General features: G+C 58.4%; 18 protein-coding genes. 15 read left to right on the forward strand and 3 right to left on the reverse strand.

Going from position 1 to position 15,909, the window contains the following annotated elements:
- The first annotated feature begins 62 nt into the window (after positions 1 to 62).
- The 5 genes from BMZ32_RS08035 (at position 63) to BMZ32_RS08055 (ending at position 4,606) form a co-directional block, all read left to right on the forward strand.
- A complete protein-coding gene (locus tag BMZ32_RS08035; protein ID WP_090241169.1) occupies positions 63 to 380 on the forward strand; it encodes a DUF2388 domain-containing protein in 318 nt (105 codons plus the stop codon).
- 107 nt (positions 381 to 487) lie between these two features.
- A complete protein-coding gene (locus BMZ32_RS08040) occupies positions 488 to 808 on the forward strand; it encodes a DUF2388 domain-containing protein (RefSeq protein WP_090241608.1) in 321 nt (106 codons plus the stop codon).
- Positions 805 to 2,757 carry a DUF7844 domain-containing protein gene (locus tag BMZ32_RS08045; RefSeq protein ID WP_090241171.1) on the forward strand — a complete coding sequence of 651 codons (1,953 nt, stop codon included), beginning with the start codon at positions 805 to 807 and terminating at the stop codon, positions 2,755 to 2,757. The genes BMZ32_RS08040 and BMZ32_RS08045 overlap by 4 nt, the downstream gene beginning before the upstream one ends.
- A gap of 55 nt (positions 2,758 to 2,812) precedes the next feature.
- Positions 2,813 to 3,751, forward strand: a complete 939-nt coding sequence (locus tag BMZ32_RS08050) for an AEC family transporter (protein ID WP_167376728.1) — start codon at positions 2,813 to 2,815, stop codon at positions 3,749 to 3,751.
- A gap of 129 nt (positions 3,752 to 3,880) precedes the next feature.
- Positions 3,881 to 4,606, forward strand: coding sequence for a carbonic anhydrase (locus tag BMZ32_RS08055; RefSeq protein ID WP_090241173.1), 726 nt, complete (start codon positions 3,881 to 3,883; stop codon positions 4,604 to 4,606).
- Positions 4,607 to 4,642: 36 nt separating this feature from the next.
- Here BMZ32_RS08055 and BMZ32_RS08060 read toward each other — a convergent pair whose 3' ends face one another.
- Complete coding sequence (locus BMZ32_RS08060; RefSeq protein WP_090241175.1) at positions 4,643 to 5,299, reverse strand: hypothetical protein; 657 nt, start codon at positions 5,297 to 5,299, stop codon at positions 4,643 to 4,645.
- 355 nt (positions 5,300 to 5,654) lie between these two features.
- Here BMZ32_RS08060 and coxB point away from each other — a divergent pair, with 355 nt between their 5' ends.
- From coxB to BMZ32_RS08080, 4 genes are read left to right on the forward strand one after another with little or no spacing between them, the layout of a single operon-like run.
- Positions 5,655 to 6,779 carry a cytochrome c oxidase subunit II gene (gene coxB / locus BMZ32_RS08065; protein ID WP_090241177.1) on the forward strand — a complete coding sequence of 375 codons (1,125 nt, stop codon included), beginning with the start codon at positions 5,655 to 5,657 and terminating at the stop codon, positions 6,777 to 6,779.
- 4 nt (positions 6,780 to 6,783) lie between these two features.
- Complete coding sequence (ctaD, locus tag BMZ32_RS08070) at positions 6,784 to 8,424, forward strand: cytochrome c oxidase subunit I (RefSeq protein WP_090241179.1); 1,641 nt, start codon at positions 6,784 to 6,786, stop codon at positions 8,422 to 8,424.
- Positions 8,417 to 8,980, forward strand: coding sequence for a cytochrome c oxidase assembly protein (locus BMZ32_RS08075; protein WP_090241181.1), 564 nt, complete (start codon positions 8,417 to 8,419; stop codon positions 8,978 to 8,980). Before ctaD ends, BMZ32_RS08075 begins: the two co-directional genes overlap by 8 nt.
- Positions 8,981 to 8,992: 12 nt before the next feature.
- Positions 8,993 to 9,889: a cytochrome c oxidase subunit 3 gene (locus BMZ32_RS08080; protein WP_090241183.1), complete on the forward strand. Its 897-nt coding sequence runs from the start codon at positions 8,993 to 8,995 to the stop codon at positions 9,887 to 9,889.
- Between the two features lie 5 nt (positions 9,890 to 9,894).
- Here the strand turns inward: BMZ32_RS08080 and BMZ32_RS08085 are convergent, their stop codons facing one another.
- Entirely contained in the window at positions 9,895 to 10,098 is a 204-nt protein-coding gene (locus BMZ32_RS08085) for a twin transmembrane helix small protein (RefSeq protein ID WP_090241185.1), read from the reverse strand.
- Positions 10,099 to 10,185: 87 nt separating this feature from the next.
- On the opposite strand from BMZ32_RS08085, the gene BMZ32_RS08090 reads away from it, so the two are divergent.
- The 5 genes from BMZ32_RS08090 to BMZ32_RS08110 all read left to right on the forward strand — a co-directional run bounded on the left by BMZ32_RS08090 (position 10,186) and on the right by BMZ32_RS08110 (position 14,250).
- The gene (locus BMZ32_RS08090) at positions 10,186 to 10,917 is read left to right on the forward strand and encodes an SURF1 family protein (RefSeq protein WP_090241187.1); all 732 of its coding nucleotides are present in this window, start codon (positions 10,186 to 10,188) and stop codon (positions 10,915 to 10,917) included.
- Positions 10,892 to 11,476: a hypothetical protein gene (locus BMZ32_RS08095; protein WP_090241189.1), complete on the forward strand. Its 585-nt coding sequence runs from the start codon at positions 10,892 to 10,894 to the stop codon at positions 11,474 to 11,476. Before BMZ32_RS08090 ends, BMZ32_RS08095 begins: the two co-directional genes overlap by 26 nt.
- A gap of 25 nt (positions 11,477 to 11,501) precedes the next feature.
- Positions 11,502 to 12,542 (forward strand): COX15/CtaA family protein, encoded by a 1,041-nt coding sequence (locus tag BMZ32_RS08100; RefSeq protein WP_090241191.1) that lies wholly within the window; start codon positions 11,502 to 11,504, stop codon positions 12,540 to 12,542.
- A gap of 21 nt (positions 12,543 to 12,563) precedes the next feature.
- On the forward strand, positions 12,564 to 13,457 hold the full coding sequence (cyoE, locus tag BMZ32_RS08105) for a heme o synthase (protein ID WP_090241193.1): 894 nt from the start codon (positions 12,564 to 12,566) through the stop codon (positions 13,455 to 13,457).
- A gap of 160 nt (positions 13,458 to 13,617) precedes the next feature.
- Positions 13,618 to 14,250 (forward strand): SCO family protein, encoded by a 633-nt coding sequence (locus tag BMZ32_RS08110; protein ID WP_090241195.1) that lies wholly within the window; start codon positions 13,618 to 13,620, stop codon positions 14,248 to 14,250.
- 3 nt (positions 14,251 to 14,253) lie between these two features.
- On the opposite strand, the gene BMZ32_RS08115 is transcribed toward BMZ32_RS08110, so the two are convergent.
- Entirely contained in the window at positions 14,254 to 14,679 is a 426-nt protein-coding gene (locus BMZ32_RS08115; protein ID WP_090241197.1) for a VOC family protein, read from the reverse strand.
- Positions 14,680 to 14,789: 110 nt separating this feature from the next.
- On the opposite strand from BMZ32_RS08115, the gene BMZ32_RS08120 reads away from it, so the two are divergent.
- The gene (locus BMZ32_RS08120; RefSeq protein ID WP_090241198.1) at positions 14,790 to 15,659 is read left to right on the forward strand and encodes a LysR family transcriptional regulator; all 870 of its coding nucleotides are present in this window, start codon (positions 14,790 to 14,792) and stop codon (positions 15,657 to 15,659) included.
- Positions 15,660 to 15,909: the final 250 nt, after the last annotated feature.

Here is a 15,909-nt window from a genome sequence, read left to right on the forward strand (position 1 = left end):
CGACATATTCCCGGTCTACAATGAGCGCGGCCCGGCTGTTGGGCCTTTTCAGGAGCGTGGATATGAATGTAATAAAGACGTTTAGCCTTGCGGCACTCTTGGCGCTGGCCGGTACCGCCAGCGCCACCAGTTTTGTGGTTACTACCGATGCCGTGGTCGGGGCGGTTGCTGCGACCGCGGATGCCAGCTCCGATGCGAGCTCATCTTTTAATGACGACAAAATCGTGCTCGCCGCACGTGATGACGCCGCCGCTTTTGTTGCCAGTCAGGGCAGCATCCGCGGAGTCAGCTTTGAGGCCGCGTTGCAGCATATTCGTCAGCAAGTACCGACGTTGCAAGGCGACGACATGCAACTGGCGACCGCCATCCTCAGCCTGTGAGTTTATGTTCCCCCAGTGCTTAGCCAGAAGCCCCGGGGGAACTGTGTGGCAGAATGGCCGTCGAAACCAACCCATTCGGGTTGATGGTTGAATATTTGGAGATGCGTATGCGCCCTGCCTTGCTCAGTGCCGTAGTTGCGATTGTTCTGTTTAGTGCCACAGCACAGGCGCAAACCTTGGTAGCGACCAGCAATATCATCGTGCGTGCACTGGACCGCACACTCGACTTCTCTTCGGATACCACCACCTCGGTGCGCGATTCGAAAATCGTCCTAGCAGCGCGCGACGATGCTGCCAGCTTCGTCGCCAGCCAAGGTCAGATCCGGGGCGTGCAGCTGGAGGCCGCCATCCACACTATTCGCAGTCAGGTACCTGAAGCGCAGGGTGCGAGTGATCAGGTATTGGCCGAAGCCATTCTGGCACTGTGAGTTGGCCGCGTGCCTGGCTGCTGCTACTGGCGTTAATCGTTAGCACCAGTAGTCAGGCCGAGCTGAGCCTGCAGCTGCACGATACTGCACTCAGCGCTAGCGAACGCCAGGCCAGCCAACAGCTGTTGCAGGAGGCGCTGGAGGCGTTGCCACCGCGCTTCAAGCAACAACTCGATCGGCCTGTCAGCGTGCGTTGGCGCGATCTGCCCGCGCAGGTCTATGGCCGCGCTGGGCGCTTCAGTGGTATCGAACTGAATGCCGCGCTGCTGCCGGCGCTGAGTGATGGCAGCAGCGCCACCACCCTGACCTCTCGCCCACACGGTAGCGTGCGCCGCGAATTGCTGGCGACTGTGCTGCACGAGCTCACCCATCTGTATGACCGCGCGCAGCGTTGGCCACAGGCTGACAGGCAGCTGCAACGCCAGTGTCGCCAGCGTGAGCAGAGCCTGGGGGCTGTTGGCTTGCCGGATTACTGCCGTGGCCAGACGGCACGACGTTTTACCCTGAGTGATGACCCGCTGCTGCTCGATCTGGCCGGCTGGCAGCAACAGGTCGGCCGGCGGGGGGCGCGCGAGTTGGAGAATCATCAGGCGGCGCGCAGCCCGGACAGTTACGAGCTGAGAAACCCGCGCGAGTTTCTTGCGGTGAATATGGAGTATTTCCTCCTCGACCCCAGCTACGCCTGCCGTCGGCCCTCGTTAGCGCGTTACCTGAGTGCGCATTTCGCCTGGTCGCCAGCTGGTCAAGAGGCCTGCGCGGACGGCTTGGCTTACCTGAATGCTGGGCGCAATTTTGCCCGCCAGCCGCTCGGTAGCATCGACCCACAGCGCGTTTATCAGGTCGACTATTTGCTGGCTGAAGCCAACGATGCCTTGGCCAGTCGCTGGGGTCACAGCATGCTGCGCCTAGTGATCTGTGCGCCTGGTCGGCCGCGTGGACCGGATTGTCGGTTGGACCTGCAGGAGCATCTGGTGCTGTCCTATCGCGCTTTTGTCGGCGATGTACAGTTATCCAGTTGGGATGGTCTGACCGGTGCTTATCCGTCGCGGCTGTTCGTGCTGCCGCTGGCGCAGGTGATCGAGGAATACACCAAGGTTGAACTGCGCAGCCTGGCCTCGGTACCGCTCAAGCTTGATCGCCTGCAGCTAGAGCAGTTGGTGATACGCGCTGCCGAGCAGCATTGGAGCTATGACGGCGATTACTGGTTTCTTTCCAACAACTGCGCCGTGGAAACCCTCAAGCTGCTGCGCAGTGGCAGCCAGCACCCGCGCGTGCATGCGCTCGACAGCATCATGCCCAACGGTTTGCTCGATACGTTGGTGGCTCGTGATTTAGCCGACCGCAGTGTGCTGGACAATGATGCCGAGGCGCTGCGTCTGGGGCATCGCTTTGACTCGTTCCGCGACCGTTACCAGGCCATGTTCAGCGTGCTGCAAGCGCAGTTACCGATTGAGCAGAGGCAAGTTGAGGACTGGCTGACCTTGCCGGCCGTGAAACGCCAACCGTGGTTCGCTCAGGCCGATCTGCGCACCAGCGCGGCGTTGCTGCTGCTTGAACAGGCGGCATTACGCCGACAATTGTTGTTGGCTCAAGATGAGCTCAAACGCCGCTACCTGAGTGGCCTAGACAATACTGATCCGACCCTGAATAAGGCGGGTGGGGCGCTGCAGAAAATCCTCGCCAACTCAGGCTTCCTCAGTCGCCCGGCTGAGTTGCTCGAGGGCGGCTATGGGCTGCCGCAACGCGCCGAATGGCATCGCTTAGAAACTGAGAGCCAAGCGCGTCAGCAGCAACTGCGCCAGTTCAGTGACGACCTCGACCAGGAAGTTCGTACTCTACTGGAACCCGCTCGCCTAGCCGAGCTGCAGGCGGCTGAAGCCAACTTGGCGCAGCTGGGTCAGCACCTGCGCGCCCTGCATAAAGCCGGTGGCGGCCTGCAACTGCCCTAATTAGAGCAGCTCTAGTTCGAGATCAATCTTGCATCACCCGATGCGGCTGCCCAAGATGACCGCTTGGCTGTGGCTGGAGGTTGCCGTGCTGGAGTTGTTATTGGCCTTGTGGCCGCTGTTTGCGCTGATCGTTGCTGGTTACTACCTGCGTCGCTTGGCGTTCCCTAATGAGGCGTTCTGGCCCGGCGCCGAGCGGCTGAATTACTACATGCTGTTCCCGGCGTTGCTGTTCAGCAGCCTGGCCACCGCACCGCTGGATAACCCGGCGTTGCCGCGGCTGGCGTTGGCGGTGATGTTGGCACTGGCTAGTGCCTGGCTGGCGCTGTTGCTGGTGCGTCGCCTGCGCGGCTGGCCGGCAGGGCGCTTTGGGGCCTTTGCCCAGGGTATTCTGCGCTTCAACACCTACCTCGGATTGGCCGCCGTCGGCAGCCTGTTTGGTCAGCCGGGTTTGACTCTGGCTGCCTTGATGCTTGCCCTGATGGTGCCAACGGTCAATGTGCTATCTGTCTGGTCGCTTACTGCTGAGCGCGGCGTCAGTGTGCGCAGCTTGTTGCTGCCGATACTGAAAAACCCGCTGATTCTCGCCTGCTTGGGTGGTGCGCTGGTTAACCTCAGTGGTCTAGGTTTACCGGGCGGCAGTGATCGCCTGCTCAGTTTGTTGGCGGCTGCCAGCTTGCCACTAGGCCTGCTATGCGTTGGCGCGGCGTTGAAGCCCGAGCAGCTCGGCGGCGAAGTTCCCGCCCTGGTTGGCAACAGTTTGCTGCGTTTGTTAGCCATGCCGTCGCTGGCCTGGGCCGTAGCTTATGGCCTAGAGCTGCCGGCCATGGAAAGCACTGTGCTGGTGCTGTTCTTTGCCTTACCGACCGCCCCGACGGCCTATGTGCTGACCCGCCAGCTAGGCGGTGACAGTCAGTTAATGGCAGGTATCATCACCCTACAAACCCTATTAGCGGCGGCCAGCCTACCGCTGTTATTAATGCTGGTGGCCGGTTAGCACAGGTGGCGCGAGGACAGTCGTGAGCGCTTGCGTGTCAGTAACCAGCAATAAACTTAGCATGTGACTCGCGAGCGCTCGTAACTGTCGTTTTAGCAGCGTTTTTTCAGGTTCACAAAGGTCGTAAACATGCCATACAAGCATCAGTTGATCCCGTTGCAGGGCCGCACAGGCAACGAAAGTGCTGAGGAGGCACTGCAAAGCATCGTGGATGGCTTCAAACGCTTTCGCTGCGAGGTCTTCCCGCAGCAGGAGGAGCTGTTCAAGAAGCTGGCCACTGCGCAAAACCCGCGCGCGATGTTTATCACCTGCGCCGACTCGCGGGTGGTGCCCGAGTTGATCACCCAAAGTTCGCCGGGCGATCTGTTCGTCATCCGTAACGTCGGTAATGTGGTGCCACCCTATGGGCAGATGATGGGCGGAGTTTCTACGGCAATCGAGTACGCGGTGATGGCGCTTGGCGTGCAGCACATCATCATCTGCGGGCATTCCGATTGTGGTGCGATGAAGGCGGTGCTTAACCCTGCTGACTTGGAACGCATGCCCACGGTAAAAGCCTGGTTGCGCCATGCTGAAGTAGCCAAAACGGTGGTCGCGGACAACTGCGGCTGCGCCGATCACAATACATTGGGCATCCTCACCGAGGAGAACGTGGTCGCCCAGCTCGATCACCTGCGCACCCACCCCTCGGTGGCCTCTCGCATGGCCTGTGGCCAGGTGTTTATCCACGGCTGGGTGTACGACATCGAAACCAGCGAGATCAAAGCCTACGACGCGGAGAAGGGCGAGTTTCGCTTGATCGGCGACGGCCCGTTGCCAATGGCCACACCGCGCCCGCGCTATTTACCGAGCTAGTCGACAATCGCGCGAGCACGAACAGATTACGCGTCACTAACCAGCGGCGCGGGTTTCATCCAGTTGCAGCTCAACCCCGAGCTGACGCGATAAGCACGGCCAGCGTTGCCAGGCGGCGTCGGTCTGCGGGCTTTGTAGGCGCTCTCGGTAAGCCTGTACTGACTCCTGAGCAAAGCTGGCATCATCGAGCATGCCGTCGACGGCATGCTGCACCGCTTCATCCAACTGATTGGCAAAGGGTTCGCCGATCAGTTGGTGAACGATCAAATTGGCCACCGTGGTATCCAGCGGAATCAACGGAGCGCCAAGGTGAGTGATATAGCGATCATTCACTTCTTCGACCAAACGGTGGGCCAAGTAGGCCTCATCGAGCAACCCCTCAAGTCCTTCATGGCCGGCCATCAGCGCTGGCGGTTGCAGAAAGAACTGCTCGGCAACCTTGAGCACCGGTTTGATCTGCGCCTCGATTCCTGCTTCCTGGGCGACCTGATTGGCCGCCTGCAACAGTTCGGGTACCTGCTCTATATAAGCGCTGACAAAACGCTGCAGCACACCCTGAGTATCTTCACTGGGCAGACGGATGGAGGCATGCAATTGCCCCAGGTGAGCCTGCATTTGACTGGCCAGATGACCCGTACTGACTTCATGTTGGTGCGCGCGCTGAATCAGTGCGTGCAAGGCTGCGATGTTCATGACTGTTCCTGAGATGAGGACATGGGCGAAAACCTTAGCTGGCGTAGCGCATCTGCTAAGACCTAATTGTCATAATTTTTAAACAGTTATGCGAGTCGGTTATATGTGGCTGTCTCCATCACGGCCTGTCCCGCGCCAGTTGCAGCCTTTAGCGCGTGCCTTGCAGTGCGCTACTCATTTCGGCTTTCGCGTTGCCAGGTGCAAGTCCCTGTCTATACTCGAACTCGAAAGGCAGTACCTGATAACTCCGAATCAGCGGCGGCACGGAAAGCCCTCATAAGCATGTTCGCATGTGTGAAGGCTCAGTCGCTGATCGATTCGGCGGGATAACAAGAACAATTAAGGGGAACCCGCAATGATGCGACATCCACGAGTCTGGATGGGCCTCCTGTTGTGGTTGGTATTCAGCTCGGCACACGCCAGCTGGGGCATCAATATGACGCCCGGAGCCACCGAGGTCAGCCGCTCAGTATTTGACTTACACATGACCATTTTCTGGATCTGCGTCGTCATTGGCGTGATCGTGTTCGGTGCCATGTTCTGGTCGATGCTCGTCCACCGCCGCTCTACCGGTCATGAACCAGCGCACTTCCACGAAAGCACCACAGTCGAGATTCTCTGGACAGTCGTACCGCTAGTGATTCTGGTGCTTATGGCCATTCCCGCGACTAAGACGCTGATTGAAATCTACGACTCCAGTGAGTCAGAGCTGGATATCCAGGTCACCGGTTACCAGTGGAAATGGCACTACAAATACCTGGGTGAAGACGTCGAGTTCTTCAGCAACTTGACCACCCCCCGAGATCAAATCAACAACAAATCGCCTAAGGGCGAGCATTACCTGCTTGAGGTTGATGAGCCATTGGTGGTGCCGGTCGGTACTAAAGTGCGCTTCCTGATTACCTCTGCTGATGTCATCCACTCGTGGTGGGTGCCGGCGCTAGCCGTAAAAAAGGATGCCATCCCCGGCTTTGTTAACGAGTCTTGGACCCGTATCGATGAGCCCGGTATTTACCGCGGCCAATGCACTGAACTGTGCGGCAAGGATCATGGCTTTATGCCCGTCGTGGTCGAAGCTAAGTCGAAACAGGACTATGCCGCCTGGTTGGCCGAGCGCAAACAATTGGCGATGGCCGAGAAGGAGCTGACCAGTAAGGAATGGACCCTGGATGAGCTTATGGTGCGCGGTGAGAAGGCTTACAACACGGCCTGCGTGGCCTGTCACCAGGCGAATGGCGAAGGCCTGCCGCCGATGTTCCCATCACTGAAAGGCTCGGCTATTGCCACCGGTCCGGCTGCGGGTCATATCGGCATCGTGGTCAACGGCAAGCCAGGCACCTCAATGGCTGCCTTTGGTAAGCAACTCTCGGAGGTGGATATCGCCGCCATCATCACTTACGAGCGCAATGCCTGGGGCAATGCGGTAGGTGACATGGTTACGCCGAAAGACATCCTCGCGTTCAAACAGGCTCAGGAGTAAGGACATGAGTGCAGTGATCGATCCGGGCCACGCTGGCCACGGTCATGCCGGACATGACCATCACCACGGCCCGGCCAAAGGCCTGATGCGCTGGGTGTTAACCACCAACCATAAAGACATCGGCACCATGTACCTGTGGTTCAGCTTCGCTATGTTCCTGCTGGGCGGCAGCATGGCCATGGTGATACGTGCCGAGTTGTTCCAGCCGGGCCTGCAGATTGTGCAGCCGGAGTTCTTCAATCAAATGACCACCATGCACGGCTTGATTATGGTTTTTGGTGCGGTGATGCCGGCCTTTGTTGGCCTTGCCAATTGGATGATTCCGCTGATGATCGGCGCGCCGGACATGGCCCTGCCGCGGATGAACAACTTCAGCTTCTGGCTGCTACCAGCGGCGTTCAGCATGCTGGTCAGCACGCTGTTTATGGAGGGCGGTGGGCCAAACTTCGGTTGGACCTTCTATGCGCCGCTGTCGACCACTTATGCACCGGAGTCGGTGACCTTCTTTATCTTCGCCATTCACCTAATGGGCTTCAGTTCGATCATGGGTGCGATCAACGTGATCGCCACCATTCTTAACCTGCGCGCCCCCGGCATGACGTTGATGAAGATGCCCTTGTTCGTCTGGACCTGGCTGATTACTGCATTTTTACTGATTGCTGTGATGCCGGTACTGGCTGGGGTGGTGACCATGATGTTGATGGATATCCACTTTGGCACCAGCTTCTTCAGCGCCGCCGGTGGCGGTGATCCGGTGTTGTTCCAGCATGTGTTCTGGTTCTTCGGTCACCCCGAGGTGTACATCATGATCCTGCCGGCATTCGGCGCGGTCAGTGCAATCATTCCAGCGTTCGCCCGCAAGCCGCTGTTTGGTTATACCTCGATGGTCTACGCCACGGCTTCGATTGCCTTCCTGTCGTTTATCGTCTGGGCGCATCACATGTTCACGGTGGGGATTCCCCTCACTGGCGAGCTGTTCTTTATGTACGCCACCTTGCTGATCGCCGTGCCCACCGGGGTCAAGGTGTTCAACTGGGCGAGTACCATGTGGCGGGGTTCGATGACCTTCGAGACGCCCATGCTATTCGCTGTGGCGTTCGTCATCCTATTCACCATCGGTGGTTTCTCCGGGCTGATGCTGGCCATTGCACCGGCGGACTTCCAGTACCACGACACCTACTTTGTGGTGGCGCACTTCCACTACGTGCTGGTGCCTGGGGCGATCTTTGGCATCTTTGCTTCGGCCTACTACTGGCTGCCGAAGTGGACCGGGCATATGTATGACGAGACCCTCGGCAAGCTGCATTTCTGGATGAGTTTTATCGGCATGAACATGGCGTTCTTCCCGATGCACTTCGTCGGCCTTGCCGGCATGCCGCGACGGATTCCCGACTACAACATGATGTTTGCCAACTTCAACATGGTCTCGAGCATTGGCGCCTTTATGTTCGGTGCGACCCAGCTGTTGTTCCTGTTTATTGTCATCAAGTGCATTCGTGGTGGCAAAGCTGCACCGGCCAAACCCTGGGATGGGGCTGAAGGGCTGGAATGGACAATACCCTCACCGGCGCCCTACCACACCTTCCAGACTCCGCCGGATATGAGTGGCGAACACGAGCATCGCAAAGGTCTGGCTCATGACTGAGGAGCGTCTGACCCGCCGTCTGGTTGTTCGCCTGTGTCTGGTGGTGGTGGCTATGTTCGGCTTCGGTTTTGCTCTGGTACCGATCTATGACGTGATGTGCCAGGCATTCGGCATCAATGGTAAAACCGCCGGTGTTTATGAGGGCCAGCAGGCGGTGGACGAGCAGCGCCAGGTGCGTGTGCAGTTTCTCGCCACCAATGCCGCCGATATGGTGTGGGAGTTTGGTCCCCAAGCTGACGAGGTGGTGGTGCACCCGGGTGACAGTACGCAAATGCTGTTTGTTGCCTACAACCCCACGGACAAACCCATGACCGCTCAGGCGATCCCCAGCGTGGCACCGTCCAAGGCGGCCGCTTACTTTCACAAGACTGAGTGCTTTTGCTTTACCCAGCAGGTACTGCAACCCGGCGAGCGCATCGAAATGCCGGTGCGCTTTATCATCGATAGAGACTTACCGGCAGATGTTCGCCACCTAACCCTGGCCTACACCTTATTTGATGTCACTGCGCGCAAGCCGCCGGTGGCGCAAGCGACCCTCACCCGGGCGGCTCCATAAGGAGAGCAATAAATGTCGAGTCAAGAAGCGTACGAAAGCTATTACGTCCCGGCCCAAAGTAAGTGGCCGATTATCGCCACCCTTGGCATGCTGTTTTCGGTCTATGGCGTAGGCACCTGGTTCAACGACATGAAGGCTGATCGTGCCGACTCCAATGGGCTGCTGATCTTCTTTGTTGGGGGCCTTTTTCTCGCCTACATGTTGTTTGGCTGGTTCGGCAGTGTGATCAAGGAAAGCCGCTCGGGCATGTACAGCCCGCAGATGGATCGCTCGTTCCGCTGGGGCATGAGCTGGTTTATTTTTTCCGAGGTGATGTTCTTTGCCGCGTTCTTCGGCGTGCTGTTCTATGTGCGCACCTGGGCCGGGCCATGGCTGGGAGGTGAGGGTGACAAAGGGGTGAGCAACATGCTCTGGCCGGGCTTCGAATACACCTGGCCGTTGCTTAATACTCCGGACCCGAAGCTCTTCCCGGCGCCGAGTGGCACCATCAGTGCGTGGGGCCTGCCACTGATCAACACCATTCTGTTGGTCACTTCGAGCTTTACCCTGACGTTCGCCCACCACGCGCTACGCAAGAATCACCGCAAGCCGCTCACCCTATGGCTGGCGTTGACGGTGATTCTCGGCATTGCCTTTTTAGTGTTACAGGTCGAGGAATATATCCATGCCTATACCGAGTTGGGGCTGACTCTAGGCTCAGGTATCTACGGCGCTACGTTCTTCATGCTCACTGGGTTTCACGGTGCCCACGTGACATTGGGTGCGTTGATGCTGAGCATCATGCTGATTAGGGTTATGCGCGGTCATTTCAGCCCCGAACAGCACTTCGGCTTCGAAGCGGCCGCTTGGTATTGGCACTTTGTCGATGTGGTGTGGATTGGGCTGTTTGTCTTCGTCTATGTGCTGTAGGGCGGTTACCAGGTGACATGTGAAACCAGTTGGCCGCTGTAAAAACCCCAGGCAATCAGGGCTACGGTCAGTGCGGTGAGGGTCACGCGCACAGTCAGCGCATTGACCACCCGGGAGGTCTTACCTTCGTCCCTGACCAGAAAGAACAGGCCACTGAATAGGCTGACCAGAGTGGCCAGTAGTAACAGGATGATCGCGGCTTTGAGCATGCGTACTTCCATAGGTAACGTCGGGGGAAGGGGAATGTGCTTCAGCTGCAGTATAGCCAGCTTGCTCAAGGCTTCCGGGAGGCCTGTATGAACGCCTTCCGGCCTGGCTTGCTGCCTAGCGCAATGGTGCTGCTGTTGCTTCCCTGCCTGATCGCTTTGGGTTTCTGGCAACTGGCGCGCGCTGAGGAGAAGCGCGAATTGCTGGCTGCTCATCAGGCTCAGCAACTGGCAGCCCCTATTAGTATCGACGAACTCGAGCAGCATCCCAGCCCCGCTTACAAGCGCGTGCACTTGCAGGGTGTCTTCGACGCGGGTCATACCTTACTGCTGGACAACCGCACCCGCAGCGGCAAGGTTGGCGTCGAAGTGCTGCAACCGTTTTATGATCAAGCCAGCGGCCTCTGGTTGCTGCTCAATCGCGGCTGGTTACCTTGGCCAGACCGGCGCATTGCCCCCACCTTTGCCACCCCAGATACGCCGCTGAGGTTGCAGGCCAGGGTGTATGTGCCGCTGGGTGAAGCGTTTCAGTTGCAAGGTGCTCAACCTTCTCCGGACTGGCCGCGGTTGATTAGCGAGGTCAAGCCGGATGATCTTTGGCAGCAGCTGGGACGTGGCGGGCTTAGCTATGAAATTCGTCTTGAGCCCGGCCCAGCATCATTCCAGAGCGACTGGCCGGTGGTTGCAATGAGCCCGGACAAACACATCGGCTATGCCGTGCAATGGTTCGCTTTGGCGGCGGCCTTGCTCGGTCTGTTTATCTATTTAGGCCTATCTAACGCGCGGGAGACTCGCCATGAACCCAGCCATCGCCCTGCCTGAAATATCACCCAGCCAAAGGCGTCGCGGACGTCTGCAGCTGATCCTGATTCTGGCCATCGTGATAGGCCCGATGATTCTTGCCACGGCCATGTATCAGTGGCGCTTCTGGGTACCGGAAACTCGCAGCTATCACGGAGAGTTGATCGGCACCGGGCAAACTCGCGCTGATCTCGGTGTAGTGGGTGTCAATGAGGAGCGCTGGCAGCTGCTGGTGACTGTGCCTGAGGTCTGCGATGCGGCTTGCAAGGAGCTGATTTTTCTCGCCCGTCAGGTGCACATTGGTTTGAACCGTGATGTTGCTCGTGCAGCTCATGGGTTGGCCAGTGCCCAGCCGTTGACGGAAGACTATGACGCCCAGCTGCGTCGTGAGTATCCGCAACTGGCGCGCTATGCGCTTCAGCTTGATGCTTACGGCAAAACAGCTGGCAAGGCCGAAGGCGCGCAACTGTGGATCGTCGATCCACGTGGCAACCTGGTGCTGCGCTATGACGCCACCAGCAAGGGCAAGGCGATTCTCAATGACCTGCGCCACCTACTGAAAATCTCGCAAATTGGTTAATGCCACCTGCGGCTAAGGACTGATGATGAGCAAGCCTGGTTACCGTTTTGCCCTGTTCGCCACTTTACTGGCGGTCGTGGTGGTGCTGCTCGGAGCCTATACCCGTTTGACTCACGCGGGGCTGGGTTGCCCGGACTGGCCCGGCTGCTACGGTTTTATCGGCGTGCCGATGAGCGAGCACAAACAAACGCTGGCTGAAGTGCGCTTTCCCGAAGCACCCGTTGAGGTCGCCAAGGGCTGGTACGAGATGATTCACCGCTACTTTGCCGGCAGCCTGGGGTTGGTGATTCTCGGTTTGGCGGTGCAGGCACTGCGTCGTCGCAATGAACAAGGGCAGCCACTAAAACTACCGCTGCTGTTGCTTGGCTTGGTGATCGTGCAAGCGGCCTTTGGCATGTGGACGGTGACCCTGAAACTCTGGCCGCAAGTGGTGACAGCGCATCTGTTAGGTGGCTTCGCTACGCTTAGTTTGCTATTCCTTCTGACGCTGCGGCTATCAGGCAAGGCGGTAGCTTTGTCCAATCTGCCGAGGCGATTACGCATCATGGCGGCGCTGGCGCTGTTGTTGGTGATTGGGCAGATCGCCCTAGGCGGCTGGGTCAGCAGTAATTACGCAGCAGTGGCCTGTGTTGATTTACCCACTTGCCATGGCGAGTGGTGGCCGCAGATGGACTTCGCCAACGGCTTTCACCTAACCCAACACATCGGTCCCAACTACTTGGGCGGCCAGCTCGACAGTGATGCGCGCACCGCCATTCATATGACCCACCGCCTCGGCGCACTGCTGGTGACCCTAGTGCTAGTGGTGCTGGCCTGGCAGTTACAGCGCCATGGCTTGTCGCGACTGACTGGCCTGCTGCTGCTGTCACTGACGATTCAGATCAGTCTGGGCATCAGCAACGTATTACTGCATCTACCGCTGCTGGTGGCAGTGGCGCATAACCTTGGCGGTGCAGCCCTGCTGCTGACCCTAGTGTTGATTAATTATCGGCTGCGCAGCGCGGCATGGCTGGCATCCCCGGCAGCACAAGCGCAGGCTAACCTTGCGATGCTGCCGAGCAAATAACAACAATCGAGGAGAGACCGTATGGCTACTCTAGCGCGCGAACAACATGCCCACGCCAGCTGGCGCGACTACCTGGAACTGACCAAGCCGCGGGTGGTGGTGTTGATGCTTATCACCTCCTTGGTCGGCATGTTCCTCGCCACACGCGCAGGTGTGGCGTGGCAGGTGCTGATTTTCGGCAATCTGGGCATCGGCCTGTGCGCCGGTGCGGCGGCGGCGGTCAACCACGTGGTGGATAGACGCATCGATTCGATTATGGCGCGAACCCTCAAACGCCCGGTCACCTCGGGACGTATCTCGCCCAGCGCCGCCTTAGGTTTTGCTCTGCTGCTGGCCGTGATTGGGATGGCACTGCTGCTGACCTTTACCAACGAGCTGGCAGCCTGGCTGACCCTGGCATCCTTGCTCGGCTATGCGGTGATATATACCGGCTTTCTCAAACGCGCCACACCGCAGAACATCGTCATCGGTGGCCTGGCCGGTGCGGCACCACCGCTGCTCGGTTGGGTCGCGGTTACCGGCCATGTCAGTGCCGAGCCGCTGCTGCTGGTGCTGATCATCTTCGCCTGGACGCCGCCGCACTTCTGGGCCCTGGCAATCCACCGCAAAGAGGAATATGCCAAGGCCGATATCCCCATGCTGCCGGTGACCCATGGCGAGCATTACACCAAGGTACACATTCTGCTTTACACCCTAGTGATGTTTGCCGTGACCTTGCTGCCCTATGCCATTCATATGAGCGGGCTACTTTATTTGGTGTGTGCAGTTATCTTGGGCGGGCGTTTTTTGCACTGGGCCGTGGTGCTCTACCGTGACAGCAAACCGCACGCGGCGATCAACACCTTCAAGTACAGCATCTGGTATCTTTTCGCGTTGTTTATCGCCCTGCTGGTCGATCACTATCTGATCATGTAGAAGCTACTTCGCTCGGTTTTGCTGCGTTGAACTCGACCCTGGAAAGCTCGTTTACAACTCGTACACTACGCTTGCTTGGCTGATTTCATCTCGAGTAACCGTTGCTCGCGACGCTTCTAAACGACCAGATTCTGTTGTTAAACCTGTAATCGTTGGTGCCATGACCCGAACCCAGATCACCGTTTTTGTTCTCGTAGCCATAATCGCCCTGGTATTGGGCTTGACCGTCAATAAGGTGCTGACCAGCCAAGGCCAGGGCGATCCTGCTGCGCTGCTGGATGCCGGTATTGTACTGCTGCCGCAAAGCCGTAGTTTGCCTGCGCTGAGCCTGACTGATCAGGACGGCGAGGCAGTCGCGATTGATCAACTCAAGGACCAATGGAGCCTGCTGTTCTTCGGTTACACCTTCTGTCCGGATATTTGTCCGGCCACTCTCGCTCAGCTGCGTCAGCTGCAAGGCCAGCTACCGCCGCAAACCCTGAGCAAGCTGCGTATTGTGTTAGTCACCGTTGACCCTAATCGCGACACCCCGCAGCAGTTGAAGAAGTACCTAGAGTATTTCGATGCTGGCTTTATTGGCTGGACTGGCGAGCAGGCCACTATCCAGAAGCTGGCTAATGCGGTGAGTATTCCTTTTATTCCGGCAGACACCAGCAAGGAAAACTACACCGTCGACCACAGCGGTAACTTGGTGCTGATTGGCCCGGACGGCAAGCAGCGCGGCTTTATCCGTGCACCTATTAACAACACCAAGTTGGCCGCGCAGCTGCCTGCGTTGTTTGAGCGTCCTTAATCGCTATTTGGCAAACAACTGGCCGATATCCTTGAACGCCTTGAACTCCAGGGCGTTGCCACAGGGGTCGAGAAGAAACAGCGTGGCCTGCTCGCCGGGCTGACCAACAAAGCGGATATAGGGTTCGATCACGAACGACGTGCCCTTGGCCTTTAAGCGCGCCGCCAGCATTTGCCAATCCTCCCAGCCGAGTACCACGCCGAAATGCGGGACGGGCACGTCATGGCCGTCCACCGGGTTGCTATAGGCAGCCTCCTGATAGGCCATCTTCGGCGCCTGATGGATTACCAGTTGGTGGCCGAAAAAATCAAAATCGACCCAATGCTCACTATTACGGCCCTCGGCGCAGCCGAACACCTCGCCATAGAAATGCCGGGCGGCGGCTAAGTCGGACACGGGAATAGCCAGGTGGAAAGGCGCGAGTGCCATGTTGAGTCTCCTTGGATGAGCAGTCTGATAATTCTCAGCAGCAGCGATACTGATTAAAAGCGCATATTCTTACGCGCAAACATGAATAAAATTGATCAGTCGAGGCGTCGATGCTGCGTGAGTTGAAAACCTTTGTGGCGGTTGCACGCTATGGCACCTTCGCCGCAGCGGGGCAGCAGGTCGGCCTGACTCAGTCGGCGGTGAGTGCGCAGATGCGCGTGCTGGAGCAAAGTTTGGGTGTGCGCGTGTTTGATCGCAGTGGCCGCTCCGCTGTATTGAATGCCGCCGGCCGGCATGCACTGCCCTTGGCGGAGCAGATGTTGGGGCTGTATGCGCAGATGGCGCTACCGACTGCGGTGGCTGAGTGGCAGGGCGTGCTGAGGATTGGCGCGATTGCCACGTTACAAACGGGGTTGCTGCCCGAAGCCTTACCGGCGTTCCGCGCGGCGGCGCCAAGGGTTGAGCTGAAACTGGTGCCGGGCGTATCGCTCAATTTATTGAGTCAAGTCGATGTCGGCGAGCTGGACCTGGCGCTGCTGATCAAGCCGCCTTTTGATCTGCCTAAGGAACTGCTGCAAGTCAGCCTGACCTGTGAGCCGTTTGTCTTGATCACTCCGCTCAGCGTGACCGGTGATAGCCCGCTGCAGATACTCGCTGCACAGCCCTTTGTGCGTTACGACCGGCGTTCATTCGGCGGGCGGCGTGTTAGCCAGTTCCTCCGTGAGCAGCATCTGCAGGTGCAGGAAGCGTTGGAACTGGATGAGTTGGAAGCCATTGTACGCATGGTCGAATGCGGCCTTGGCGTATCGCTGATTCCGCGCGCAGGGCTGTGGTTGCAGCGACCGACTCAACTACGGGTGATCGAGCTGGGTGAGCTGACCTTTCACCGTGAGCTGGTCGCGGTGTTGCGCCGTGCCCAGCGCCAGCCGGCACTCGATTGCCTGTTGGATTGTCTGCGCGAAGCCGCCGCCGAGGCATAAATGACCTTCTCGTAGGCTGGGTTAGGCGCACTCCGTCGATAGCCAGCATTCAGCAAGAACCGTTGTACCGTAACCCAGCGCCGCCGCAACTTGAGAGATTTCTTGTGGGTTACGCGGCGCGCCACGTTGGCGGCACCTGATCGCTCAGGGTCCAGCGCCGCTAACCCACCCTACGAAGTTTGCGTGAGCCCCGTTCATAAACGACAAACCCCGCACGAGGCGGGGTTTGTCAGATGAAGCAGATAACGCC

Source organism: Pseudomonas guineae (genome assembly GCF_900113745.1).
In the GTDB taxonomy this organism is placed as follows: Bacteria; Pseudomonadota; Gammaproteobacteria; order Pseudomonadales; family Pseudomonadaceae; genus Aquipseudomonas; species Aquipseudomonas guineae.